Genomic DNA, 25,281 nt, shown 5'->3' on the forward strand with positions numbered 1-25,281 from the left:
ATTGTGTAATTGCAAACACAGTATCAATTGTGCCTACACACTTATAAAACACTAATATTTTAAATAAATGTTACGTTTTGAAAACCTTGATTTATCAGGGTTTTTTTGTTGTATTTTTAAATAGATAGATTTTTCGGAATATTGGCACGGAATTTGCAATATTTAAATTGATTACACAACTTGTCCTTGTAACGCGTAATTCTTTTGTCATTATTTGTAAAAATGTAAGCGTTTCATCGACAAGAATAATTGAGGAGGTGTAGGATGAAGATCTTATTGGTATGTTCTGCGGGAATGTCGACTAGTCTACTAGTTACAAAAATGGAACAAGCAGCTAAGGCGAAAGGTATTCAAGCAACAATATGGGCTGTTGCTGGTGATGAGGCGAAAGAAAATTTAGCTAAAGCGGATGTATTACTACTTGGTCCACAGGTTCGTTATTTAGTCTCAGAAATGAAAAAATTAGCTGAACCTAAAGGGATACCAGTAGATACAATTAATCCAGTGCACTATGGATTGATGAATGGTGAAGCTGTACTGGAAATGGCTTTAAATTTGAAAAAGTAAAACGGGGAATTAAAAATCTAGAGAGAAAAGAAGGTGTATTTGAATGATGCGTTTTGCTGAAAAGTATATAATGCCTGCTGCAGCGAAGTTTGGTAATCAACGTCATTTGTTAGCGATTCGTGATGCGTTAATTGGCATGATTGCCATTACGATGATTGGAGCTTTTGCTGTACTTATTAATAATTTAGGTGGCGCAATCCACGGCTACGACAAAATGATGGTAACAGTCTTTGGTGCAAACTGGAAAACACTAGGCAGTGATATTTGGTGGGGAACATTTGCATTTATGACAGTATTTGCTGTAGTAGGGATCGCGCATAGATTAGCTCGTTCTTATGGTGATGAAGGTTTTGAAGCAATGCTGGTTGCATTAGCGTGTTACTTCGTACTAGTTCCACAATCATTAGCTGCGGTATCAGTTACATTAAATGGTGGTAAGACAGCTACAGGTGGAACTTGGGGATTTATTAGTTGGAATTCATTAAACTCAACGGCTTTATTTACAGGAATTATCGTTGCGATTATTGCGACTGAAATTTTTGTACGATTAGCTAGAGTGAAACAATTAGTTATTAAATTACCAGATGGCGTTCCACCAGCAGTATCGAAAGCATTTGCAAAGTTATTACCAGGTATGTTAACAATCTTTATCGTTGCATTAATTGGTTTATTGTTCAGATTATACATTTCGAATGGCGTATTCTTTAATGATTGGTTAAATTCAGTTCTTGTAAAACCATTAACTGATGCAGCAGATTCATTAGGATTTGCAGTTGCAATTGCATTTTTTGTACATTTTTTCTGGGCGCTTGGATTACATGGTCCAAATATTTTAGGAGGGATTACAACTCCTTTATTAACAACTCTAGGAAACCATAACATCGATTTATATGCAAAAGGTGTGACTGATTTAGATAAGTATTCTGTCTTAGCAGGTCCATTCTTAGACGCATTTGTATATATGGGTGGATCAGGTACTACAATCGGTTTACTTATTGCAATGTTCTTAGTTAACCGTAAACGTCATAAACAGATGATTGCTTTAGGAACACCTCCAGGATTATTTAATATTAATGAACCAATTATTTTCGGTTTACCAATCGTGTTAAACCCAGTATGGTTAATACCGTTTATCTGTACTCCAATTGTTTTAACCATTATTTCTTATTTAGCTGTTCAATCACATATTGTTTTCCCGGTTGTTTCTACAATCCCTTGGGTAACTCCACCAGTTATAGGTGGCTATTTAGCAACTGGTGGTCACTGGAGCGGTGCAGTTTTATCGCTTGTTAACGTAGTAATTTCAATCGTTATTTACTTACCGTTCGTTGTAGTAGCAGAAAGAATGGAAGCTAGAAAGTCGACAGAAACAACAACAAGTAGTAATTCATTAAATGTATAAAGAATGTGAAGGAGAAGAGTGAAAATGCCTACCGACACAAATAATGAACAAATTGCATTTCAACTTATATTACATTCCGGTAATGCTAAGAGTTTATTAATGGAAGCAATGTATAAAGCTCGTGATGGTAAGTTCGAGGAAGCCCGTAGTAAAGTAAACGAAGCGAATGCGGAACTTAAGCGAGCTCATCATTCACAAACTTCACTTATTCAAAGTGAAGCGGGTGGGCAACAATACAAAATTAATATTCTTTTAGTACATGCACAGGATCATTTAATGAACACTCTTACAACAAGAGATTTAGTAGAGGAAATTATTTACTTACATGAAAAAATTTCACTTTAATAATTGATCAAAAAAGTGGTGTAGACTAATTCTACATCACTTTTTTGATAGATTACATAGAACAAAATGTATAATTTAAGTAAGGATCGTAAAAGTGTTTTAAAACACTACAATATAGTTTATATAAATCACGACACACTAACAGGATAATAACACACTAAAACAATTTAAGAAGATTGAGGAACTATATTTAACACACTAGACGTTTTAAGTTACTTTCCTTTTAAAGTAAAGAAAAAAGATTTCATGAAGATGATTCCTTATAGGACAAGGTTTCAATGAGTAAATTATATATTTTTCAATATACCAGAAAAAGTTGGCACGCCATTTGCTATATAAAAAGTGTACAAAATAAATTAATTTGTAGTTACTTCAAGGATTTGTTTCTTACTTCAAACAAACCTGTAAGCGCTACACTAATTCTAATACTGGAGGAATCACAATGAATATTTTATTAGCTTGTTCAGCAGGAATGTCTACTAGTTTACTAGTAACTAAAATGGAGGAAGCAGCAAAAGCAAAAGGAATTGACGTAAAGATTTGGGCAGTTTCAGGTGATGCTGCAAAAGAAAATTTAGATAAAGCCGACGTTCTTTTATTAGGACCACAAGTACGTTATTTAGCTTCTGAAATGAAAAAAGTTGCCGAGCCAAAAGGGATACCAGTTGATGTAATCAATCCAGTGCATTATGGACTTATGAATGGTGAAGCGGTTTTAGAATTAGCACTTAGTTTAAAAAAATAGTCATGATCGTTGCATACATTTTAAACAAAAAGGAGTCCTAAACAATGATGAATTTTGTAGATAGATATATAATGCCAGCTGCAGCAAAGTTCGGTAACCAACGTCATTTATTAGCAATACGCGATGCGTTAATCGGGATGATTGCCATTACAATGGTCGGTTCTTTTGCAGTATTATTTAATAATTTAGGTGGAGCAATCAAAGGTTACGACAAAATGATGGAAGCTCTTTTTGGAGTAAACTGGAAGACATTAGGTGGAGACATCTGGTGGGGAACATTCGCATTTATGACTGTTTTTGCAGTTGTAGGGATTGCTTATAAATTGGCTCGTTCTTATGGTGATGAGGGATTTGAAGCAATGCTTGTCGCATTAGCATCATATTTTGTACTAGTGCCTCAATCATTAAATGCAGTAACAGTTACATTAGAAAATGGAAAAACAGCTACTGGTAGTGTTTGGGGATTAGTGAACTCTACTTATACTAATTCAACTGCACTTTTTACCGGAATAATCGTTGCCATTATCGCAACAGAAATTTTTGTTCGCTTATCAAGAGTAAAACAATTAGTTATTAAATTGCCAGATGGTGTACCACCAGCAGTTTCAAAAGCATTTGCAAAGCTATTACCAGGTATGCTAACAATCTTTGTGATTGCGATTGTTGGATTACTATTTAGACTATATTTATCAGATGGAGTCTATTTTAATGATTGGTTAAGCTCAGTTCTTGTTAAGCCATTAACAAATGCTGCAGACTCTTTACCGTTTGCAATCGGTATCGCATTCTTTATTCATTTCTTCTGGATGCTTGGCTTACATGGACCGAATATACTAGGTGGAATTACGACACCATTATTTACAGCTTTAGGAAATGAAAATATTGATTTAGCAGCAAAAGGTGTTACAAAGTGGAGTGAATATAATGTAATGGCTGGTCAGTTCTTTGATGCATTTGTATTCTTAGGTGGATCAGGTGCTACTTTAGGGTTAATCATTTCAATGATCTTAATAAATCGAAAACGTAATAAACAAATGATTGGATTAGGTGGAGCACCAGGTTTATTCCAAATTAATGAACCAGTTCTTTTCGGATTACCGATTGTGTTAAATCCAATGTGGTTAATTCCATTCATTGGCACACCAATTATCTTAACAGTTATTTCATATTTAGCAATTTCTTTAGGTATGGTTCACCCAGTAACTACGAATATTCCATGGGTAACTCCACCAATTTTAGGTGGATGGCTGATTACAGGGGGACATTGGACAGGTGCAGCCTTAGCAGCATTTAACCTAGTTATCTCGGTTGTCATCTATTTACCTTTCGTTGCACTACAAAGACGAATGGAATCTAAAAAAACTAGAGAAGCAGCAAATAATCAAAGTGCTGCTATGTAATGCAGTTTGAGGAGGATACGAAATGAGTACATTAACGACAATTGAGCAAACAGCATTCCAATTAATCTTACACGCAGGAAACGCAAAAAGCTCATTAATGGAAGGTATGCAGGCTGCTCGAGCAGGTAATTTAGAAGAAGCAAATAGTAAGATTGAAGAAGCAAAGAAAGAATTAAATCTTGCGCATCAGGCACAAACTTCATTAATTCAAGGTGAAGCACGTGGAGAGAATGTTGAATTAAGTATTTTATTAATTCATGCTCAAGATCATTTAATGAATGCATTAACGATGAGAGATTTAGTAACAGAAATAATTTTCCTACATGAGAAATTAAATAAATAAGAGAAAATAGAAAAGTAGTTTCCTAGTATCATCGGGCTACTTTTCTCCTATCATATAGAAGGAGTGAAGAAAATGAGAAACGGTATTAAAATAGCAACAATTGGTGGCGGTTCAAGTTATACTCCAGAATTAGTTGAAGGATTTATTAAACGTTATGATGAACTACCTGTAAGAGAGTTATGGTTAGTGGACATTGAAGAAGGTAGAGAAAAACTTGAAATCGTTGGAAACCTTGCGAAAAGAATGGTAGAAAAAGCAGGAGTACCGATGGAAATTCATTTAACACTTGATCGACGTGCTGCTCTTAAAGATGCTGATTTTGTCACAACACAATTTCGTGTAGGTTTACTTGAAGCTCGTATGAAGGATGAGCGTATTCCTTTAAAATATGGGGTAATTGGACAAGAAACTAATGGTCCAGGTGGTCTATTTAAAGCACTTCGTACAATTCCGGTTATTTTAGATATCGTTAAGGATATTGAAGAGCTTTGTCCAAATGCTTGGCTAGTAAACTTTACGAATCCTACAGGTATTTTAACAGAAGCGATTTTAAGATACACAGATTTCCGTAAAGTAGTAGGTTTATGTAATGTACCAATTCATATTCACATGAACATTGCAAAAGGTCTAGGGGTAGAAGCTGAGCGTGTGCACATTGATTTTATGGGATTAAATCATATGGTTTACGGAACGAAAGTATTATTAGATGGTGAAGATGTAACAAGTCGTGTTGTAAGTGAGTTTGCACGCCCTGCTGAAAGTATGACGATGCAAAATATTAAGGCAATGGATTGGAATCCTGATTTTATTGAAGCACTTGGAGCGATTCCATGTCCGTATCATCGTTACTACTATCAAACGAAAGTAATGTTAGAGGAAGAACTGGAAGCAGCGAAAAAAGATGGAACGCGTGCTGAGGTTGTGAAAAAATTAGAAGAATCATTATTCGAATTATATAAAGATCCTAATTTAAATATTAAGCCACCACAATTAGAAAAACGTGGCGGAGCTTATTATAGTGATGCTGCATGTCGATTAATTTCATCTTTATATAACAATAAAGGTGATATCCAACCTGTTAACACAATGAATAATGGTGCAATTGCATCAATTCCAGATGATTGTGCTGTTGAAGTAAGTGCTGTTATTACAAAAGATGGTCCAAAACCGCTTACGATGGGTGACTTACCGGTTGCAGTACGCGGTTTAGTTCAACAAATTAAATCATTCGAACGTGTTGCTGCGGAAGCTGGAGTAACAGGGGATTATAAAACAGCATTACTTGCTATGTGTATTAACCCTCTAGTTGGATCTGATAATTTAGCAAAACAAATTCTAGATGAAATGTTAGAGGCTCACAAAGAGCATTTACCTCAATTCTTTAAAAACGAAAAAGTAGCAGCGAATTAACGATTAAAAAGAGGGATGTAGCTCGATTGAAAGAGTGCATCCCTTTTTATCATCCTAAAAGAAAAAGGAGAATGAATGATGAAGAAGCTAATTGTAAATGCAGATGATTTCGGGTACTCAAAAGGTGTAAATTATGGCATTATTGAAGCACATTTGAATGGAATAGTGAACTCCGCGACTATGATGATGAATATGTATGCGGTAGAGCATGGAATTGAATTAGCAAAATTACATCCTACATTAGGATTAGGTGTACATCTTGTATTAACTGCGGGCAAACCTTTATTAACAGATCTACAAACAATTGTAGATCAAAATGGGGATTTCCTTAAAAATAGTTACTGGTATGACAATCCCGTTATTAATGTTGAAGAAGTTGAAAAGGAATGGGATGCTCAAATTCAAAAGTTTCTTTCTTATGGATTGAATCCTTCACATCTAGATAGTCATCACCATGTACACATGATTCCAATTCTACATCCAGTAATTGCAAAATTATCTCAAAAGTATGATCTTCCAGTCCGTATTTCTCCAAAGAGTCAAATAGACGGAATCACACCTTTCACGGATCAATTATTAACTGATTTTTATGGTAGTGATATTCCATTAAACTATTTTGAGACAATAGAAGACAGAATAAATAAAAATGTTGAGTCAGTAGAGGTTATGGTACATCCAGCATTAGTCGATAATCATTTAAAAAATGGTACATCCTATTGCTTTGAGAGATTAACAGAACTAGACATTTTAACGAACTCAAAACTTCCTGAGGGAGTAGAGCTAGTAAAGTATTATATAGAATAAAAAGCCAGTTCCTTTCATCGAAGTAACTGGCATTAGAGTATTGAAATATAAAATGGTCAATAGGGAAACAGACATTAAATTGAACTTATTTATGATGAAATGATCATTTTTTGGATGATTTATTAATGGTTATAAATGTTAATATTGAGCAATTTCACGATTTCAATAATCACTAGTAATGATTTTTTCAGTGATTAAAAATATTATGAGCTAATTTTTAGAAAAACAAATTCAGTTGATTAGTTTAATTAAAGTTCGATATTAGTTGACCTACAAACTGATTAATACACAACAGTTAGATTATTCTAAGTAAAAGCTATTTGATTATGATTTTATTGGAGACTTTTTTCGATGAATAAGTTGATTGGAGCGGAGGGGTGCTCGACTCCTATGGGATTAGCGGGAAGGCTAAAGACCCCGCAGGCTTGCCGAGGAGGCTAAAGAATCTCTCCCCATGGAAAGCGAGCATCCTGTAGTGGAAATCAACATCACTCTACTCCTTTTACGAAAATTTGGTAATTTAATTGACAGGGATGTTTTTCAACAGAGTAAAGCCAGTTCCTTCATCGAAGTAACTGGCTTTTTACTTATTTTATATAAAAGTCTTCATCTAACCTACTTATATCGTTTCTAGAATAAAATTCCATTAAATAACATATTTCATCATCAGGTATGATAATGTCACAAGCATCCTCAATTTGTTGCATTATTTTTTTAATTTTTAAATATAGCATATAGTCACTATTTATTTTATCTTCTTTATCTTTAAATGGGATTAGAGGCTGTGAGTTTTGAATCCGATCAATCATGCAACTCATATGAATAACAATTCCCATTAGATCCTCATTTTTGAAAAATTTGTCTGTTTGGACTTGTATATCATTTAAGGCACGTCTAATCACACTAATTACTTTTTTAGCATCCTTTAAAGAAATAGTCTCTTGTAGTGTTTCAGCCATTTTTAAATACGTTTCTTCATAAGTTATCAATTCTTGTATTGTCTTTGTTGCTTTCATATTTAATACATCCTGTAAATGAAACGTATTAAATGGAACATTTATATCAAAATTTGAAACAATACAAACGATACTTCGTTCTTTAGATATATCATTTAACATTTTTTGTAATTCGTCTTTATTTAAAAGGCTAATTGGCACGATTTCTAGCATCTCTTTATCATAGACCAAGTTATTCGCTAGTATATTTTTAATGGCTATTGCACTTCCCTGACCAGTCAGACATGCTGTTAAAATGACAGAACGATTAAATTCAGGTTGTTTCGTTTTATTTGAATGAGAATTGATGAAGAAAGTAGTTAAGTTTCTTACATCCTGATAAAGCTCGTCTAAATTATAACCTAGTGTTGCTTTTCTAGAAGCTTCGATTACATGTGCAGTACTTACCATTTGAATCACGCGTACAGGAATTGAAAATTCAGCTTCAATTATGTCGCCGATATAAGATAGTGATCCCATATCAATACAAAGTAGAATTCCATTTAATTTACCTAAAGATTTAATATAATCTTTTACTCGAATTAAAAAATCTTGTGGTGGTTCACTTAATGGCATATCGATTCCAATAACTTCCTCGTTTTCTAACAGTTCATTTGTTACATTCGCCATTTCTTTAGCAATACCGTTACCATGAGCTAATACAATTACTTTTACATTGGAGCTAGTCACTTTAAAATCTTCGTTTCCATATACAAAAAACATCGTTATAAATGCTACTTCATCAAATGGGATTGAAACATTTGAGAAATCTTCAATCATTTTTACACATTCAATTGAAACGGAAAACTCATTCTTATATTGCTCTCGGATTTGCGTTATATTTGGATGATAAATTTTCTTGTTTGACTGTATACGTTGTAATAAGGTTTGAATGTGTAGGCTAAGTGCAACGAGTATTTTTTCATTAAATCTCTTGTTTAATTTTTCTTCTGCTAGTTTTAGTACCTTTTCACTTAATGTAACGATTTCAGGCTTGATTATTTTTGAGACATTTTCTTTACTAGATAGTTTGCGATTAATAGAAGTTAAATAATGCGTAAAATAGCTTTCAATATCGTTTTCCATTAGTAAGGATAACTCGTCCTGAGCTACGCCACGTTGTTTCAGTTCTTCATACTTCGTATCAATTCGGTCATAAATTGTATCTGCAGAATGATCCAATTGGTGGTTACTGGTTATACCTTTTGTTGGTGAAAATTCAAAATGCTCGTTTAAAAGTGTAACCGCATGCTTCACTTTTTTTTCAATGAATAAGCCTTCCTTCACATACCAGTTCAAATCAGTGCTGTAAATTCGTATTTTGTCATGTTTATGAGTAATAAAATCTGCGTAAGCCTTTGCACAAGCTAATTGAATGTCGGCTTTAAGTTGTCCGATATTGTTTTGACACGGATAAAATAGAAATGAGCGAATAGTATTTGCACTTACAACGATCTCTTTTCCTAGCCGAACACTTTCTTCCGTGAAAAAACGTTTAATCAGTGTCAGTCTCTCTTCATATGTACGATCACGAAGAGCTGGCAAGGTAATGACCATAGGGATCCGGCGCGTAAATGTAGATAATAAAGTGGACTCGGGATCCTCTGTTGTTGCTGAAATGATTAATACATTCGATGTTCGCTCGTTTTCTGTCTCACCTAGTCTTCTATACAACTTATAATCAATGAACGTAAATAACATTTCTTGACCTTCAGGAGTAAGTCGATGAACCTCATCTAAAAATAATATTCCGTTATTTGCTTTCTCGAGTAGACCTTTTTGTTCTGTTGCACCTGTATAAGCACCTTTTCTAACACCGAAAAGCTGGCCTAATAATAGTTGTGGATTATTTGCATAGTCTGCGCAATTAAAAATAATGAATGGAGAATCCTTTTCTAAAACATTTGAACGGATTGCGTAATCATGCATTCTTTTAGCAAAAGCAGATTTACCAACACCAGTCTCACCGAGTATTAATGTATGCATACCATTTGGTGGATAGAGAATAGCTGATCTTGCTTTTTCGATGGCAGGTCTTAAACTAATATTTTCTTCATAAAAATATTCATATTTATAGTCTGAACTTGCGATCTTAATTTGAGATTGATTCGTTTGTTGTAAAGTATGAGATAGGAGCTTAAATACGACAGGTCTAGAATTTGTTTTAATTAATAATTCTTCTTTAACTAATTTATTTAAATCACTGCTAACGTTTGCTCTATCTAAACCGAGCTTTTGAGCAATATCATTAGCAGTAAAGCCTTGCTCCTTACTTTGAAGAAAAACTTCATAAATCTGATTTTTTCTGTTCATAATGGCCCACCCATCATAAAGAGTTGTATACTTTTACTATACAGGAAAAAGTAAACGTTTTCACTATATTTAAATTAGTACAACAATTCGTCAAGTACTATGAAAAAGTTAAATATCGAGTAAAATAGTAATAAGGGAGTGAAGTAGTATGGAAATGAATTTAATGCAAAAACAATCATTGAAACTTGCAATGACTCAGGAACTACGACAAGCCATTACAATGCTTCAATTTAATGCCCAAGAACTTACAGATTTTTTATTTGAGCAATCATTAGAAAATCCCTTAATTGAAGTCGAAACTCCTTATAACGATTACACTTCTTCAAAAATCAAACAACAAACTACTTCCAGCGGACAAGGAATGGAGTTATATACTCGAAGAACAGAAACATTACAAGAAGAACTTGTTAGTCAGTTAAATGAGTTGAAAATTGATAATGAGGAATATAAAATTATAAAATATTTAATTTATAACTTAGATAAAAATGGATTTTTAATGGAATCAGATGAAGAGCTTATACACGAATTAAATATTTCATTCGATCAATTACAAATCTGCATTGATACACTTCAACGTTTTGAACCCTCAGGAGTTGGAGCAAGATCCGTTAAAGAGTGCTTATTAATTCAACTAAATGGCCTTGAAGTTGACACAACAATTGCAAAACAGGTCATTAAAGATTATTTTGATCTATTTGTTAATAAAAACTGGAAAGAAATAGCTAAGAAACTTAAGATTAGCTTACCCGATTTACAAAAGCAAATTGACTTAATTTTAACCCTTCAGCCAAGACCAGGTTTAAATTATTTCCAAGACCAAGTAAATTATGTAGCACCTGATTTATCAGTTGAAAAAATAGGTGGGGAATTCGTTGTACTGATTAATGATAAAATTATGCCTCGTTTAAAAGTACTTAATGAATATTCTTCAATTTTAAATGGTCAACATGAGAAGGAAGTTTCAACTTATTTAAAGGACAAAAATACGCAAGTTAACTGGTTAATGAAAAGCTTGGAAGAACGAAAATCAACAATGTTAGCAGTAATGAATTGTATTCTTCGAAAGCAAATTGCTTTTTTTGAAAAAGGTCCCGCAAATTTAAAAACTCTTACTTTAAAAGAGATAGCGGAAGAACTTTCATTACATGAATCGACAATTAGCCGTACATGTAAAAACAAATATGTACAGACACCGTTTGGTTTATATGAAATGAAAAAATTCTTCCATCAAGGTGTAAGTGTAGATGGTGAGGAGCTTGCATCAACGAGTGTACAGGTATTCATCAAGCAACTAGTTGATGAAGAAAACAAAGAAAAACCATTTTCAGATCAAAAGCTAGTAGAATTATTAGCTGAAAAACACGGAGTAGAAATCTCAAGAAGAACGGTAGCTAAATATAGAGATATACTGAGAATTCCTGGTTCATCAAAACGAAAGCGCTTTAGTTAAAAAGGAGAATGGGATGTCGATTAAGTTAACTTTATTTACAAAAGAGAATTGTGGATTATGCGAAGAAGCAAAAGATGCAATTCGCTTGGTTCAATCTGAATATGAAATCGATGTAAATGAAATTGATATTTATTCTGATGATGCATTATTAGAGGAGTATCAACTAATGATTCCTGTTATTCAAATTAATGGGGAAACTGTTGCATACGGAAAAATTCATAAGATTGACATATTAAATGCCATAAATGGGTAGTTATCAGTTGAAAGAAATGAATGACCCTGTTACAATATAAATGTAGCAGGGTTATTTCACTTCTGGAGTAAGTCTTGTTCAAAAAAACAACGTTGCAAAACGCTGTAATTTTTTTAAAACAAGCGGGACATAATATGTCATAGTGGGACACATTTAGACCCAAGTGAATACTCTGTGAAAGAGGAGATGAAAATGAACCATATTTTAAAGCTACAACAAAAATTATTACCTGATCTAATACCCGTTATCCAAAAAAGATTTCAAATCCTACAATATATACGAATTATGCAGCCGATCGGTCGAAGGAATTTGTCTGCTAGCGTAGGATTGACAGAAAGAGTACTTAGATCAGAAGTTGCTTTATTAAAAGAGCAAAGACTGATTAATGTCGCATCTTCTGGAATGACATTAACGGATGAAGGACTAAGCTTACTTCTAGACCTAGAAGAACCAATGCGTGAACTATTCGGTTTGAAAAATATCGAAGACTTGCTCAAGGAAACATTTAATCTTAAGGAAGTAATCGTTGTTTCAGGCGATAGTGACGAGCTGGACTGGGTAAAAAAGGAGATGGGTCGAGCGGCTGTTGGCTGTATAAACCAAAGGATAGAAACAAATAATATTGTTGCTGTTACTGGTGGTTCCACTTTAGCTGCCGTAGCTGAAATGATGAATGATGATTCTAAGGATCTAAATACCTTATTTGTTCCAGCGCGAGGCGGTTTAGGTGAAGAAGTAAGAAATCAAGCAAATACGATTTGTGCAAAAATGGCTGAAATGGCAAAAGGTAATTATCGATTACTTCACTTGCCAGATGAACTTAGTGAAGAGGCCTATATAACTATGATGGAAGAACCAAGAGTAAAAGAGGTTCTAAATTTAATTCGATCTTCTTCTATTGTCGTACACGGCATTGGAGATGCATTTACGATGGCTAAACGAAGACAATCTTCATCAGAACAGTTAGAAATCTTAACTGAATCTGAAGCTGTAGGAGAGGCATTTGGATATTACTTTAATGAAAATGGTGAAGTTGTTTACAGAGTAAGAACAATCGGTTTACAACTTAATGAATTGGAGAATATACCTTATGTTCTAGGAGTAGCTGGTGGATCTTCTAAAGCAAAAGCAATGGCTTCTTTCTTAAAGAAAGGTCATGTAAACATCCTCGTCACAGACGAAGGAGCAGCAAGAGAGTTAATTAAAGGATGTACCCTTTAAAATAAAAAAAAGCTTCTACCTATTAAAAGGAGGAAATTAAAAATGGCAACTAAAATTGGTATTAATGGATTTGGACGTATCGGACGTATGGTTTTCCGCGCAGCTTTAAACAACCCAAATGTAGAGGTTGTAGCAATTAATGACTTAACAGATGCTAAAACATTAGCTCACTTATTAAAATATGATTCAGTTCACGGTTCAGTAAACGCTGAAGTAGCAGTTAATGGCGATTCAATCGTTGTAAACGGAAGCGAAATTAAAGTAATTGCTGAGCGTGACCCAGCAGCTTTACCTTGGAGCGATTACGGAGTAGAAGTTGTAGTAGAATCTACTGGTCGTTTCACAGATAAAAAAGATGCTGAAAAACACTTAGGTGGATCAGTTAAAAAAGTTATCATCTCTGCACCAGCTTCTAATGAAGATATCACGATCGTAATGGGTGTAAATGATGACAAATACGATGCTGCTAGCCACAATGTAATTTCTAATGCTTCTTGTACAACTAACTGTTTAGCTCCATTTGCTAAAGTATTAGACGAAAAATTCGGTATCAAACGTGGTATGATGACAACTGTTCACTCTTACACAAATGACCAACAAATTCTAGATTTACCACACAAAGATTTACGTCGTGCACGTGCTGCTGCAATGAGCATGATCCCAACAACTACTGGTGCTGCTAAAGCAGTTTCATTAGTATTACCTCAATTAAAAGGTAAATTAAATGGTGGTGCTGTACGTGTACCAACTGCTAACGTATCTTTAGTTGACTTAGTAGTAGAATTAAATGCTGAAGTTACTGCTGAAGAAGTAAATGCTGCATTTAAAGCTGCTTCTGAAGGCGAATTAAAAGGTATCTTAGGATATTCTGAAGAGCCATTAGTATCAATCGACTATAACGGTTGCTCAAACTCATCTACAATCGATGCATTATCTACAATGACTATGGAAGGCAACATGGTTAAAATCCTTTCTTGGTACGATAATGAAACTGGTTACTCAACTCGTGTAGTTGACTTAGTAGCTCACATCGCTTCAAAAGGTCTATAATTTTAATTAAAATTAATATGAGGGCGAGGGGATTTTCCTCCCCTCTTTTGTTTGATAAAAATCCTCTTTTGTCACTAATCCAACACAATATTAAAAAATACTCTAGAAATAAATTCCAATTGATGTACATAATCTGTTAAAATTGCGGTGACAATATCACAGAATAGATACGACTTTGTATGAGACGGATCGACCAGTGAAATTGAATGGATGAATAAAAACAGTACTGGAGGCACCTACTATGAACAAAAAGTCATTACATGACATCGATGTAAAAGGGAAACGCGTATTTTGCCGTGTAGATTTCAACGTACCAATGGCAAATGGTGAAGTAACAGATGATACTCGTATTCGTGCTGCTCTTCCTACGATTCAGTATTTAATAGAAAACGGAGCAAAAGTTATTTTAGCATCTCACTTAGGACGCCCAAAAGGACAAGTAAATGAAGATATGCGTTTAAATGCTGTTGCTACACGTTTAAGTGAAAAATTAGGTAAAAACGTTATTAAAACTGATGAAGCATACGGACCTAAAGTTCAAGAAGAAATTAGCAAAATGAGTGAAGGCGATGTTTTATTATTAGAAAACGTTCGTTTCTACCCAGGCGAAGAGAAAAATGATGAAGCTCTAGCAAAAGAATTTGCTTCTTTAGCTGATGTATATGTAAATGATGCTTTTGGTGCTGCACACCGTGCACATGCTACAACTGCTGGTATTGCTAAATTTATTCCTGCGGTAGCTGGCTTCTTAATGGAAAAAGAAATAAGCGTTTTAGGTAAAGCACTTTCTAATCCAGAGCGCCCATTTACAGCTATTATCGGTGGAGCGAAAGTTCGAGATAAAATTAGTGTAATTGAAAACTTATTAGATAAAGTAGATAACTTAATTATTGGTGGCGGTCTAGCTTATACATTCTTAAAAGCTAAAGGCTATGAAATTGGTCAATCTCTTTTAGAAGAAGATAAAATTGATTTAGCAAATGAATTTATGCAAAAAGCCGAAGCTAAAGGCGTTAAATTCTATATGCCAATTGATGCAATTATTGCTGACAAATTCGGTGAAGATGCTAATACACAACAGGTTGATATTGATAGCATTCCAGCAGATTGGCAAGCCCTTGATATTGGACCAAAAACAACTGCTCTGTATGCAGATGTCATTAATAGCTCTAAATTAGTCATTTGGAATGGACCTATGGGTGTATTTGAAATCGATAAATTTGCACAGGGAACTAAAGGTGTGGCACAAGCATTAGCAGATTCTGACGCATACTCAATTATCGGTGGCGGAGACTCAGCTGCTGCTGCTGAAAAATTCGGCTTAGCAGACAAAATGAGCCATATTTCTACTGGTGGCGGTGCTTCATTAGAATTTATGGAAGGTAAAGAACTTCCTGGAGTTGCATTATTAAACGATAAATAAGTCTTATAGCTTTACAATATTTAGTAATTGAAATAGAGTAAGATGTTATGTCTTACCAATTGTTAGGAAGGTGTTTCTCATGCGTAAACCAATTATCGCAGGTAACTGGAAAATGAATAAGACGCTTAACGAAGCGATGACATTCGTTGAAGAAGTAAAAAATAGCATTCCATCATCTGATAAAGTAGATTCAGCAGTTTGTGCTCCTGCATTATTTATTGCACCAATGTTATATGGTGTAAAAGGAACTGAATTAAAAATTGGTTCTCAAAATGTAAGTAATCAAGATAGTGGAGCTTATACTGGAGAAATTAGCCCAGTAGCACTTAAAGATTTAGGTGTAACTTATGCAATTATCGGACATTCAGAACGTCGTGAATATTATGGCGAAACAGATGAGTTTATTAATAGTAAAACAAAAAAAGCTTTTGAACATGGACTTACACCAATTCTTTGCTGTGGCGAAACGCTTGAAGAACGTGAAGGCGGTAAATTTGAGGAAGTTATTCGTACTCAATTAACAGCTGATCTTGCAGGTCTTACAGATGAGCAAGTAAAGAATTTAGTCATTGCATATGAACCAATTTGGGCAATTGGAACAGGAAAATCTGCTACAGAAAAAGATGCACAAGATTCATGTAAATTTGTTCGTGATGTTGTAGCAAGCCTTTATAATGAAACTGTTGCAGAAGCTGTACGTGTACAATATGGCGGCAGTGTAAAACCTGAAAACATTAAAGAATATATGGCTCAACCTGATATTGACGGTGCGTTAGTAGGTGGAGCAAGCTTAGAACCAGCTTCTTTCCTTGCATTATTGGAGGCTGTTAAGTAATGAGTAAACAACCAGTAGCGTTAATTATCCTAGATGGATTTGGTTTGCGTGATGAAACATTTGGAAATGCTGTTGCACAAGCGAAGAAACCAAATTATGATAGATATTGGAATAAATATCCTCACGCACAATTAACTGCTAGCGGTGAAGCAGTAGGTCTACCTGAAGGACAAATGGGTAATTCTGAGGTAGGTCATTTAAATATTGGCGCGGGACGTATTGTTTATCAAAGCTTAACGCGTGTAAATAAGGCAATTCGTGAAGGCGAATTCGAAAAAAATGATACATTCATCGATGCAATTAAAAGTGCAAAAGAAAAAGATAAAGCATTACATATTTTTGGTCTACTGTCTGATGGTGGTATTCACAGCCATATTAATCACATGTTTGCTTTATTAAAATTAGCTGCTGAAGAAGGCATGAAAAAGGTATATGTACATGCATTCCTTGATGGACGTGATGTTGGTCCAACTACAGCTAAAAAATATATCGATCAAACGGAAGCAAAGTTTAAAGAATATGGTGTCGGAGAATTTGCAACAATTTCTGGCCGTTATTATTCCATGGACCGTGACAAACGTTGGGATCGTGTAGAAAAATGCTATTGTGCAATGGTTTATGGAGAAGGACCAACTTATACAAGCCCGTATGAATTAATTGAAGATTCGTATGCGAACGGTATCCATGATGAATTCGTATTACCTTCTGTAATGTTAAAAGAAGATGGTACTCCAGTTGCAACAATAAGTGATGAAGATTCAATCATCTTCTACAACTTCCGACCTGACCGTGCAATTCAAATTTCAAATGTATTTACAAACGATGATTTCCGTGACTTTGATCGTGGAAGTAAGTTCCCGAAAAATGTTCATTTCGTTTGTTTAACACATTTTAGCGAAACAGTACAAGGTTATGTAGCATTTAAACCAACAAACCTAGATAACACTTTAGGTGAAGTTCTGGCTCAAAATAACTTAAAACAATTACGAATTGCTGAAACGGAAAAGTATCCACACGTTACATTTTTCTTTAGTGGAGGCCGTGAAGCAGAGTTCCCAGGTGAAGAACGTATTTTAATTAACTCGCCAAAAGTTGCGACTTACGATTTGAAACCTGAAATGAGTGCTTATGAAGTAAAAGATGCATTACTTAAAGAAATTGCCGCAGACAAGCATGATGTAATCATCTTAAACTTTGCAAATCCAGATATGGTAGGACATTCAGGAAAACTTGAGCCGACAATTAAAGCAATTGAAGCGGTTGATGAATGTTTAGGAGAAGTAGTTGATGCAATTCTAGCTAAAGGCGGAAAAGCAATCATTACAGCTGACCATGGAAATGCTGATGAGGAAATTACACCAGAGGGTGAACCTATGACAGCTCACACGACTAACCCTGTACCAGTTATTGTTACTGAAGAAGGTATTACGTTACGTGAAGATGGTATTTTAGGTGATTTAGCTCCAACTGTTCTTGATTTATTAAAAGTAGAACTTCCAAAAGAAATGACTGGTAAATCACTTATTAAATAAGTGATCAGTTAATATAAAAAGTTTTTAATTATGCGTATAACGCAACAAAAGGAGAGATTTTATTATGTCAATGATTATTGATGTTTATGCTCGCGAAGTATTAGATTCTCGTGGTAACCCTACTGTTGAAGTAGAAGTTTATACAGAAGATGGTGGCTTTGGCCGTGCACTAGTACCAAGTGGTGCTTCAACTGGTGAATATGAAGCTGTTGAATTACGTGATGGAGACAAATCTCGTTACCTTGGTAAAGGTGTTGAGAAAGCTGTAGCTAACGTTAATGATATTTTAGCTGAAGAAATCGTAGGATTCGAAGTAACTGATCAAGTTTCAATCGACCGTCGTATGATTGAGCTAGATGGTACTGAAAACAAAGGTAAATTAGGCGCTAACGCAATCCTAGGTGTATCTATGGCAGTAGCTCGTGCAGCAGCTGATGAATTAGGTTTACCATTATACCAATACCTTGGTGGATTTAATGCGAAGCAATTACCAGTTCCAATGATGAACATCATCAACGGTGGTTCTCATGCTGATAATAACGTAGACTTTCAAGAATTCATGATCTTACCTGTAGGTGCTGAAAGCTTTAAAGAAGCAATTCGTATGGGTACTGAAATTTTCCACAACCTAAAAGCTGTACTACATGACAAAGGTTTAAACACAGCTGTAGGTGACGAAGGTGGATTCGCTCCAAACCTTGGTTCAAACCGTGAAGCTTTAGAAGTAATCATGGAAGCAATTGATAAATCTGGTTACAAAGCTGGAGAGCAAGTATTCTTAGGAATGGACGTTGCTTCTTCTGAATTCTTTAACAAAGAAACTGGTAAATACGATCTTGCTGGTGAAGGACGCACTGGCGTATCTTCAGCAGAAATGGTTGATTTCTACGAGCAACTTTGCAATGATTTCCCAATCCTTTCAATTGAAGATGGTTTAGATGAAAATGACTGGGATGGTCACAAATTATTAACAGAACGTTTAGGTAACCGAGTACAATTAGTAGGTGACGATTTATTCGTTACAAACACTAAAAAATTAGCTGAAGGTATTGAAAAAGGTATCGCAAACTCAATCCTAATCAAAGTTAACCAAATCGGTACATTAACTGAAACTTTCGATGCAATCGAAATGGCTAAACGTGCAGGTTACACAGCAGTAGTTTCTCACCGTTCTGGTGAAACTGAAGATAGCACAATCGCTGATATCGCAGTTGCTACAAACGCTGGTCAAATTAAAACAGGTTCTGCTTCTCGTACAGACCGTATTGCTAAATACAACCAATTATTACGTATTCAAGACGAGTTAGGCGACAGCGCAGTATACCAAGGATTAAAATCTTTCTACAACTTAAGAAAATAATTTTATCAAAACTAAGTGCATTAACAAAAAAATAATCCATTATAGACACGTTAAAAAGAGAAGGATCGTCACCTTCTCTTTTTTTTGCATTAAAAACACAGTTTAAAATCTTTTCTTTTTAATTAAATACCAAATTCTACATGTTCTAATAATAGCAATGAATATACTTGAAATATCTGATTAAATCGTTTGAAAGAGCAAATTTCATTGGTTGCTCCTAATTTATGTAGTAAATAGTATTAATCATAGATATTCTGACTATATCTTGCAGAGTTTTTTTAGGAATAACTAGTTGATATGTGAACAAATTTAGTTGAAAAATATGCAATGATCAGTTTCAATTACATTTTTTAACTGTAGATAAATAAAAAAAATAGATTGATTATTAAAGGATTTTAATGTTAATATAAGAATATATGTTCTAGATAACTAAGAATGTACGTTCCTGTCTTGGCGGTTAACTGTAAATTTTTTATACAATTTTTGTTTTCAAGTAATTGAAAAAAGAGGAGGAAAAAATGACGATAACTACTTCAACACCTTCAAATCCTTCAATGGCTTCCTTGCTAAAAAATCGCTTTATTCAGACGATTCTTACGGCAGGTTTGTTTATCCAAGTCGGAATTTGGATTCGTAATTTTGCAATTTTATTATTTGTTGTTGAAAAGACGAATGGCGATGCTACAGCTGTGTCACTTATTTCAGTTGCTGAGTTTGCACCTATTTTTATCTTTTCATTTATCGGTGGTACTTTTGCAGATCGTTGGAAACCAAAGCGTACAATGATTTGGTGTGATCTTTTAAGTGCGGCTTCAATTTTCGTTATACTTCTAGCGCTAACGTATGGGACTTGGAAGTTCGTATTTTTTGCAACATTGGTTTCTGCAATTTTGTCACAGTTTTCACAGCCATCTAATATGAAGTTATTTAAGGTTCATGTACCAATGGAGCAAATGCAAGCTGGTATGTCCTTATTTCAAACAATGATGGCGATCTTTATGATATTAGGTCCTGTATTAGGAACATTTGTATTTCAACAAGCTGGAATGTTTGTATCGATGGGCATAGTAGGTATTGCTTTTCTTTTATCAGCTCTAGTATTAACAAAGTTACCTAAAGATCAGGAAGAGGAAAAAGTTGATCATGCTTCATCTTTATGGGAAGAGATGAAACTAGGATTTCAATATGTTTGGACAAGAAAAATATTAGTCCTTTTAGGCGGGGTTTTTGCAGCAGCAGGACTAGGTATCGGTTTTATTCATCCATTAGCAATTTTTCTAGTTACTGAACGATTAGGACTAGATAAAGATTATTTACAATGGTTATTCGCAGCAAATGGTGCGGCTATGATTATTGGGGGTGGCCTGATTATGGTAATTTCTAATAAACTGGCACCGCATGTTTTATTATTAATCGGTATGGCTGTCAATGCTATTGGAATTTTTGTAATAGGTTGGTCTCAATTATTCTGGCTTACACTATTAGCCGAGTTCTTTATAGGGCTATTTATGCCTGCACTTCATATTGGAATTAATACGATTATCTTAAAAAATACGGATGAAAAGTTTGTAGGTAGAGTGAACGGTATATTAACTCCATTATTTATGGGCTCTATGGTCATTACAATGAGCTTATCAGGCGTTTTAAAAGAACAATTCTCTTTATTTACTATTTATCAACTTTCAGCGGTATTATTCATCATTGGAATAATGATTATGGTTCCGATGTTTAAGATGAAAAATGTAGCAGTTGAAGCAAAATCATAAAACTAGGTCATTTTATATTAAAACCTGATTACTCTATTAAAGAAAGCGAAAATATTCGTGTCATTAGTATCGTTGGATGGTGAAGAATAAAGAAAAGAGAAGGTTTTTTGTCCTTCTCTTTTTTTATATTTCATGCTAATTTTTATTTTTTTTCGACCGTCTAGCAAACCAAAATGCAATAATGAGTGCTCCAATTGAGTCTGCGATTATATCTGTCATTGTATCAAAATTACCTCCGCCTTGAGTATTAGTTCCAAAAAATTGGTCGCTACTGAATTCCCAAATTTCCCATAATGCTCCACAGAATACTCCAAATGCAAAAACAAATAAAAATACGAAGCCAGCTGACATCTCACTCCGAGACTGTTTGGTTGTTAATTTTCCCATTAAATCAATTGCTAAAAACGCGACTAGCGTGCCACTTAGAAAATGTAAAAACGTATCCCACCAGCCTAAACTATAAAATCTAAGCATTGAACCAAGACATAGGGACCCTATTAAAAAAGCAAAATAAGAGAGTATAAACGCAAATGCAAATCGAATTTTAAAAAACTTATCTAAAATGAGTGGCATAAGTGCACAAATGAAGCCACCTAGTGCGATTGGATATCGATAAGAATCGTCTCTTATAAAAAAAATGACAAATAAGACAAGCATCAAAATTGCAAGGACAAGACTTAAAATTGTTTGTATGCCTCTTTTCATTTCGAATCCCCCATTCATCCTGTTTTTATCTCAAATCAAACATCAATACAAAACTTGATTAGTTAAAAATCCCGAAAATGAGCTTAACTTTGACATAAAAAGTTCATCAATTTGATGAAAAAATGTTAAAAATTAACCTATAAAATTAGGGAATTTGGATTAGTATTGAATTAATGATATGAATGGCAATTAGTTGGGAGGAGAATTATGAACTTTTTCGCATACTTAAAAGATTTTATTTGGTATACTATAAAAACATATTTACTTCCATTTATTATTGTAATTGTTTCAATAGTAATTGTTTTTTGGAGATTATTAGGTGATGGATTTACATTTAAATACATACGATTAGAAATAATCTATTTCATTTGTTTTTTCTTATTAGTTTCTTTTACAACATATGAGATGAAGGGGCATAAAAATGATTAATTGGGAAGGATTAATTTCGGCGAAAGATCGAACAAAAATCTATTTGCGAAAATATATTCCTGCTGAACCAATTGCTGTGATTCAAATTGTACATGGAATGGCAGAACATGGTGGAGCTTATGATAAATTTATTGAATATTTAGTGCATAATCAGTTTGCAGTCTTTATTCATGATCAAAGAGGTCACGGGAAAACGGCGGCGATTGAAGATGATCTAGGATTTTTTGGTGAAGAAATCGGTTGGGATGAAGTTGCTAATGATATTATTTTTATAAGTAAGATGATTAGAAAAGAAGTAAAGGATATCCCTTTAATTCTATTTGGACATAGTATGGGATCTTATTTGAGCAGACGAGTAGTTCAATTAAATGGAGGACTATACGATGGACTAATTATATCTGGAACTGGATACGATCCAGGAATACTAAGAAAATTAGGGGTCTTTATTTCAAGCGCAGAGGCATTTTTAATTGGTGCCAATAAGAGAAGTAAAATTTTAGACTTTTTAACTTTTGGAAACTTCAATAATCATTTTAAGTTTCCTAAAACAAAATATGATTGGTTAACAAGAGATGAAGCAGAGATTAATCGTTATATAAAAGATCCATTTTGTGGTTATATTTGTTCTGCAAGTTATTATCGCGAACTGTTGAAAGGGATCGGAATTATCCATCGTAAAGAGGAAATACAGAAGACACCAACTTCATTGCCAATTTTTATTTTTTCTGGAGATAAAGATCCAGTTGGTCAAAATGGTGACGGTGTAAAGAAAGTTTATGGGTTATATAAAGAGATTGGATGTACAAATGTAAAGTTGAAATTATATGAAGAAGGTCGCCATGAGATGCTTCATGAAACCAATAAAGATGAAGTGCATCAAGATGTAAAAACTTGGATAGAAGAAACTATACTAAATCATTAAATAAGTGTTGTACTCTCATATTGAAGTATAGTATTCTTCATAGTAGAATAGGAAGTAACAGTCTTTTTACTGTGGAGGTGAAGAAATGCATACGTTTTTATCTGTACTTTTAATTATTGTTTCAGTACTTATGATTGTTTTAGTTCTACTTCAATCTAGTAAAAGTAACGGCCTATCAGGTGCGATATCTGGTGGTGCTGAGCAACTGTTTGGCAAGCAAAAAGCTCGTGGTTTTGAACTAGTTTTACAAAGAATAACAGTTGTTGTAGCAGTTTTATTCTTCATTCTAACGATTGCTGTAACATATTTTAAACTGTAATAAACAAGCTGCCTAAAAGGGTGGCTTTTTATTTTGTTAAAATGCTTTATTTAATTTGTGAGAAAATAAAAAAGACAACCTAAAGTTAGGTCGTCTGAGTATGTAGACAAAGTATTTTAGGTTGCCTTTGAATATTAACCTTTCATTGCAGCCCATTCTTCTTTACTTGGACCGTACATTCCTGGAATAGCTAGCCCAGCTTGTCGCATTAATACAGTCATTTGGCCACGATGGTGCGTTTGATGCGAAATTGCCATACGTAGTAATGCATGGATAGGCATTTCAAGGAATCCAAAAGCGTTAATGATTTGATTTAAATCTTTTTCTTTCCATTCTTTTTGTGCAGCTTCTACCATAGCTTTACTAGCTTCTGCGTATTTTTCAGTAATTCCCTTTGCAGTTGCAGGCATTTCTTCTTTGCTCATAGATGCTTCGAATTGTAATCCTGATTGTGAAATGATCGCTTTAATTGCTGTTGTTATATGCCAAGCTAATTCTCCTAATGAACTAAAATCTTCACCTATTGATTGATCAAGTGATTCATCTGTCATAGCATTTAGTAATTTGATGGTGTTTGCTTCTTCCATTTTCCATTCAGTAATAAATTCTTCAACATTATTAAACATAACGTATCCTCCTTTTGTTGGTTAAATTACCAACATTATTATTACCACACCTTTCATTAAATCATAACTAGTTAATTAAAAAAACTGTTTATTGGTAAATTATTGAATTGAAAGGTAAAATAAAAGAACAATTTCTTTACGTAAAATTAGTTAAAAATTATTATTCATTATTTATATTGAAGATATCGATTATTAATTTAAATAAACAAAATCATTTATAGATAATATAAAAGTAACGAAAGAAAAATGGATAGAAAAGTTTTGGAGTGAGTATATATGAGAGTAACAATGCCGAAGCCATTTACGTTTGAAGGTGGAGATCGAGCAGTTTTATTATTACATGGGTTTACAGGGCATTCTGCTGATGTTCGTATGCTTGGTCGTTTTTTAGAAAAACAAGGATATACTTGTCATGCACCGCACTATAAAGGACATGGTGTACCACCAGATGAGCTTGTTCATACTGGACCAGAGGACTGGTGGAAGGATGTAATGGAAGCTTATCAATTTTTAAAAGATAAAGGACATCAAAAAATTGCAGCGGTAGGTCTATCTTTAGGAGGAGTATTTGCACTAAAGCTAGGTTATACTGTTCCTTTAAATGGAATTGTCACAATGTGTTCGCCAATGTACATAAAAAGTGAAGAAATTATGTATGAAGGTGTCTTAGCTTACACAAGAGAGTTTAAAAAACGTGAAGGGAAATCTCCTGAACAAATTGAAGTAGAAATGGAAGAGTTTAAAAAAACTCCGATGAATACATTAAAAGGTCTTCAAGGATTAATAAAAGAAGTGCGTGAAAATGTTGATACTGTATATGCACCAACGTTTGTCGTTCAATCTACTGTAGACGAGATGATTAATACGGACAGCGCAAATATTATTTATAATGAAGTGCAATCTGATCAGAAAAAATTAAAGTGGTACGAAAATTCAACACATGTTATTACGCTTGGACAGGAAAAAGACATGTTACATGAAGATGTACTATCATTTCTTAATGAATTGGAATGGTAGAATGAAATCTTTCTGGACAAACTTAAACTAAATACCCTTTAACAGTTAG

General features: G+C 34.1%; 24 protein-coding genes. 21 read left to right on the forward strand and 3 right to left on the reverse strand.

The window, feature by feature from the left end; all coding sequences use genetic code 11:
• Positions 1-264: 264 nt before the first annotated feature.
• From BM319_RS14815 to chbG, 8 genes are all read left to right on the forward strand, one after another.
• Positions 265-567, forward strand: a complete 303-nt coding sequence (locus tag BM319_RS14815) for a PTS sugar transporter subunit IIB (RefSeq protein WP_025569048.1) — start codon at positions 265-267, stop codon at positions 565-567.
• A 43-nt stretch (positions 568-610) separates the two neighbouring features.
• Complete coding sequence (locus BM319_RS14820; RefSeq protein ID WP_025569049.1) at positions 611-1,969, forward strand: PTS sugar transporter subunit IIC; 1,359 nt, start codon at positions 611-613, stop codon at positions 1,967-1,969.
• A gap of 24 nt (positions 1,970-1,993) precedes the next feature.
• The gene (locus BM319_RS14825) at positions 1,994-2,314 is read left to right on the forward strand and encodes a PTS lactose/cellobiose transporter subunit IIA (protein ID WP_069034929.1); all 321 of its coding nucleotides are present in this window, start codon (positions 1,994-1,996) and stop codon (positions 2,312-2,314) included.
• Positions 2,315-2,756: 442 nt separating this feature from the next.
• On the forward strand, positions 2,757-3,059 hold the full coding sequence (locus BM319_RS14830) for a PTS sugar transporter subunit IIB (RefSeq protein WP_025569051.1): 303 nt from the start codon (positions 2,757-2,759) through the stop codon (positions 3,057-3,059).
• Between the two features lie 44 nt (positions 3,060-3,103).
• Complete coding sequence (locus tag BM319_RS14835; protein ID WP_069034928.1) at positions 3,104-4,459, forward strand: PTS sugar transporter subunit IIC; 1,356 nt, start codon at positions 3,104-3,106, stop codon at positions 4,457-4,459.
• A gap of 22 nt (positions 4,460-4,481) precedes the next feature.
• Positions 4,482-4,802 carry a PTS lactose/cellobiose transporter subunit IIA gene (locus BM319_RS14840; RefSeq protein WP_029715362.1) on the forward strand — a complete coding sequence of 107 codons (321 nt, stop codon included), beginning with the start codon at positions 4,482-4,484 and terminating at the stop codon, positions 4,800-4,802.
• 72 nt (positions 4,803-4,874) lie between these two features.
• A complete protein-coding gene (locus tag BM319_RS14845) occupies positions 4,875-6,212 on the forward strand; it encodes a 6-phospho-beta-glucosidase (protein WP_091023412.1) in 1,338 nt (445 codons plus the stop codon).
• 78 nt (positions 6,213-6,290) lie between these two features.
• The gene (gene chbG, locus BM319_RS14850; RefSeq protein WP_091023414.1) at positions 6,291-7,016 is read left to right on the forward strand and encodes a chitin disaccharide deacetylase; all 726 of its coding nucleotides are present in this window, start codon (positions 6,291-6,293) and stop codon (positions 7,014-7,016) included.
• 587 nt (positions 7,017-7,603) lie between these two features.
• Here the strand turns inward: chbG and BM319_RS14855 are convergent.
• On the reverse strand, positions 7,604-10,324 hold the full coding sequence (locus BM319_RS14855) for a sigma-54-dependent transcriptional regulator (RefSeq protein ID WP_091023416.1): 2,721 nt from the start codon (positions 10,322-10,324) through the stop codon (positions 7,604-7,606).
• A gap of 148 nt (positions 10,325-10,472) precedes the next feature.
• On the opposite strand from BM319_RS14855, the gene rpoN reads away from it, so the two are divergent.
• From rpoN to BM319_RS14900, 9 genes are all read left to right on the forward strand, one after another.
• On the forward strand, positions 10,473-11,774 hold the full coding sequence (gene rpoN / locus BM319_RS14860) for an RNA polymerase factor sigma-54 (RefSeq protein ID WP_091023418.1): 1,302 nt from the start codon (positions 10,473-10,475) through the stop codon (positions 11,772-11,774).
• 19 nt (positions 11,775-11,793) lie between these two features.
• Positions 11,794-12,027 carry a glutaredoxin family protein gene (locus BM319_RS14865; protein ID WP_049813566.1) on the forward strand — a complete coding sequence of 78 codons (234 nt, stop codon included), beginning with the start codon at positions 11,794-11,796 and terminating at the stop codon, positions 12,025-12,027.
• Positions 12,028-12,219: 192 nt separating this feature from the next.
• Positions 12,220-13,248 carry a sugar-binding transcriptional regulator gene (locus BM319_RS14870; protein ID WP_069034923.1) on the forward strand — a complete coding sequence of 343 codons (1,029 nt, stop codon included), beginning with the start codon at positions 12,220-12,222 and terminating at the stop codon, positions 13,246-13,248.
• Positions 13,249-13,290: 42 nt separating this feature from the next.
• Positions 13,291-14,298 (forward strand): type I glyceraldehyde-3-phosphate dehydrogenase, encoded by a 1,008-nt coding sequence (gene gap / locus BM319_RS14875; RefSeq protein ID WP_069034922.1) that lies wholly within the window; start codon positions 13,291-13,293, stop codon positions 14,296-14,298.
• Between the two features lie 241 nt (positions 14,299-14,539).
• A complete protein-coding gene (locus BM319_RS14880; protein ID WP_025569249.1) occupies positions 14,540-15,721 on the forward strand; it encodes a phosphoglycerate kinase in 1,182 nt (393 codons plus the stop codon).
• A 79-nt stretch (positions 15,722-15,800) separates the two neighbouring features.
• On the forward strand, positions 15,801-16,556 hold the full coding sequence (gene tpiA / locus BM319_RS14885; RefSeq protein WP_025569248.1) for a triose-phosphate isomerase: 756 nt from the start codon (positions 15,801-15,803) through the stop codon (positions 16,554-16,556).
• Complete coding sequence (gpmI, locus tag BM319_RS14890) at positions 16,556-18,088, forward strand: 2,3-bisphosphoglycerate-independent phosphoglycerate mutase (RefSeq protein ID WP_069034920.1); 1,533 nt, start codon at positions 16,556-16,558, stop codon at positions 18,086-18,088. Before tpiA ends, gpmI begins: the two co-directional genes overlap by 1 nt.
• A 64-nt stretch (positions 18,089-18,152) precedes the next feature.
• Complete coding sequence (gene eno, locus BM319_RS14895; protein WP_069034919.1) at positions 18,153-19,448, forward strand: phosphopyruvate hydratase; 1,296 nt, start codon at positions 18,153-18,155, stop codon at positions 19,446-19,448.
• 518 nt (positions 19,449-19,966) lie between these two features.
• On the forward strand, positions 19,967-21,214 hold the full coding sequence (locus BM319_RS14900) for an MFS transporter (RefSeq protein WP_091023421.1): 1,248 nt from the start codon (positions 19,967-19,969) through the stop codon (positions 21,212-21,214).
• A gap of 135 nt (positions 21,215-21,349) precedes the next feature.
• Here BM319_RS14900 and BM319_RS14905 read toward each other — a convergent pair whose 3' ends face one another.
• On the reverse strand, positions 21,350-21,919 hold the full coding sequence (locus BM319_RS14905; protein WP_091023423.1) for a DUF2238 domain-containing protein: 570 nt from the start codon (positions 21,917-21,919) through the stop codon (positions 21,350-21,352).
• Positions 21,920-22,126: 207 nt separating this feature from the next.
• Here BM319_RS14905 and BM319_RS14910 point away from each other — a divergent pair, with 207 nt between their 5' ends.
• The 3 genes from BM319_RS14910 (at position 22,127) to secG (ending at position 23,589) form a co-directional block, all read left to right on the forward strand.
• Positions 22,127-22,348 carry a hypothetical protein gene (locus BM319_RS14910; protein WP_091023425.1) on the forward strand — a complete coding sequence of 74 codons (222 nt, stop codon included), beginning with the start codon at positions 22,127-22,129 and terminating at the stop codon, positions 22,346-22,348.
• Positions 22,341-23,270 (forward strand): alpha/beta fold hydrolase, encoded by a 930-nt coding sequence (locus tag BM319_RS14915; protein ID WP_091023427.1) that lies wholly within the window; start codon positions 22,341-22,343, stop codon positions 23,268-23,270. The genes BM319_RS14910 and BM319_RS14915 overlap by 8 nt, the downstream gene beginning before the upstream one ends.
• 85 nt (positions 23,271-23,355) lie before the next feature.
• Positions 23,356-23,589 (forward strand): preprotein translocase subunit SecG, encoded by a 234-nt coding sequence (gene secG / locus BM319_RS14920; protein WP_025569105.1) that lies wholly within the window; start codon positions 23,356-23,358, stop codon positions 23,587-23,589.
• Between the two features lie 134 nt (positions 23,590-23,723).
• Here secG and BM319_RS14925 read toward each other — a convergent pair whose 3' ends face one another.
• A complete protein-coding gene (locus BM319_RS14925) occupies positions 23,724-24,215 on the reverse strand; it encodes a DinB family protein (protein ID WP_091023429.1) in 492 nt (163 codons plus the stop codon).
• 276 nt (positions 24,216-24,491) lie between these two features.
• Here BM319_RS14925 and BM319_RS14930 point away from each other — a divergent pair, with 276 nt between their 5' ends.
• The gene (locus tag BM319_RS14930) at positions 24,492-25,232 is read left to right on the forward strand and encodes an alpha/beta hydrolase (protein ID WP_091023431.1); all 741 of its coding nucleotides are present in this window, start codon (positions 24,492-24,494) and stop codon (positions 25,230-25,232) included.
• Positions 25,233-25,281: the final 49 nt, after the last annotated feature.

It is taken from the genome of Bacillus sp. UNCCL81 (genome assembly GCF_900112535.1).
Taxonomy (GTDB): domain Bacteria; phylum Bacillota; class Bacilli; order Bacillales; family Bacillaceae_G; genus Gottfriedia; species Gottfriedia luciferensis_B.

Coding starts and splice junctions, on each gene's coding strand:
- BM319_RS14815 (WP_025569048.1), top strand. CDS start 265: ATGAAGATCTTATTGGTATGTTCTGCGGGAATGTCGACTAGTCTACTA.
- BM319_RS14820 (WP_025569049.1), top strand. CDS start 611: ATGATGCGTTTTGCTGAAAAGTATATAATGCCTGCTGCAGCGAAGTTT.
- BM319_RS14825 (WP_069034929.1), top strand. CDS start 1,994: ATGCCTACCGACACAAATAATGAACAAATTGCATTTCAACTTATATTA.
- BM319_RS14830 (WP_025569051.1), top strand. CDS start 2,757: ATGAATATTTTATTAGCTTGTTCAGCAGGAATGTCTACTAGTTTACTA.
- BM319_RS14835 (WP_069034928.1), top strand. CDS start 3,104: ATGATGAATTTTGTAGATAGATATATAATGCCAGCTGCAGCAAAGTTC.
- BM319_RS14840 (WP_029715362.1), top strand. CDS start 4,482: ATGAGTACATTAACGACAATTGAGCAAACAGCATTCCAATTAATCTTA.
- BM319_RS14845 (WP_091023412.1), top strand. CDS start 4,875: ATGAGAAACGGTATTAAAATAGCAACAATTGGTGGCGGTTCAAGTTAT.
- chbG (WP_091023414.1), top strand. CDS start 6,291: ATGAAGAAGCTAATTGTAAATGCAGATGATTTCGGGTACTCAAAAGGT.
- BM319_RS14855 (WP_091023416.1), bottom strand. CDS start 10,324: ATGAACAGAAAAAATCAGATTTATGAAGTTTTTCTTCAAAGTAAGGAG.
- rpoN (WP_091023418.1), top strand. CDS start 10,473: ATGGAAATGAATTTAATGCAAAAACAATCATTGAAACTTGCAATGACT.
- BM319_RS14870 (WP_069034923.1), top strand. CDS start 12,220: ATGAACCATATTTTAAAGCTACAACAAAAATTATTACCTGATCTAATA.
- gap (WP_069034922.1), top strand. CDS start 13,291: ATGGCAACTAAAATTGGTATTAATGGATTTGGACGTATCGGACGTATG.
- BM319_RS14880 (WP_025569249.1), top strand. CDS start 14,540: ATGAACAAAAAGTCATTACATGACATCGATGTAAAAGGGAAACGCGTA.
- tpiA (WP_025569248.1), top strand. CDS start 15,801: ATGCGTAAACCAATTATCGCAGGTAACTGGAAAATGAATAAGACGCTT.
- gpmI (WP_069034920.1), top strand. CDS start 16,556: ATGAGTAAACAACCAGTAGCGTTAATTATCCTAGATGGATTTGGTTTG.
- eno (WP_069034919.1), top strand. CDS start 18,153: ATGTCAATGATTATTGATGTTTATGCTCGCGAAGTATTAGATTCTCGT.
- BM319_RS14900 (WP_091023421.1), top strand. CDS start 19,967: ATGACGATAACTACTTCAACACCTTCAAATCCTTCAATGGCTTCCTTG.
- BM319_RS14905 (WP_091023423.1), bottom strand. CDS start 21,919: ATGAAAAGAGGCATACAAACAATTTTAAGTCTTGTCCTTGCAATTTTG.
- BM319_RS14910 (WP_091023425.1), top strand. CDS start 22,127: ATGAACTTTTTCGCATACTTAAAAGATTTTATTTGGTATACTATAAAA.
- BM319_RS14915 (WP_091023427.1), top strand. CDS start 22,341: ATGATTAATTGGGAAGGATTAATTTCGGCGAAAGATCGAACAAAAATC.
- secG (WP_025569105.1), top strand. CDS start 23,356: ATGCATACGTTTTTATCTGTACTTTTAATTATTGTTTCAGTACTTATG.
- BM319_RS14925 (WP_091023429.1), bottom strand. CDS start 24,215: ATGTTTAATAATGTTGAAGAATTTATTACTGAATGGAAAATGGAAGAA.
- BM319_RS14930 (WP_091023431.1), top strand. CDS start 24,492: ATGAGAGTAACAATGCCGAAGCCATTTACGTTTGAAGGTGGAGATCGA.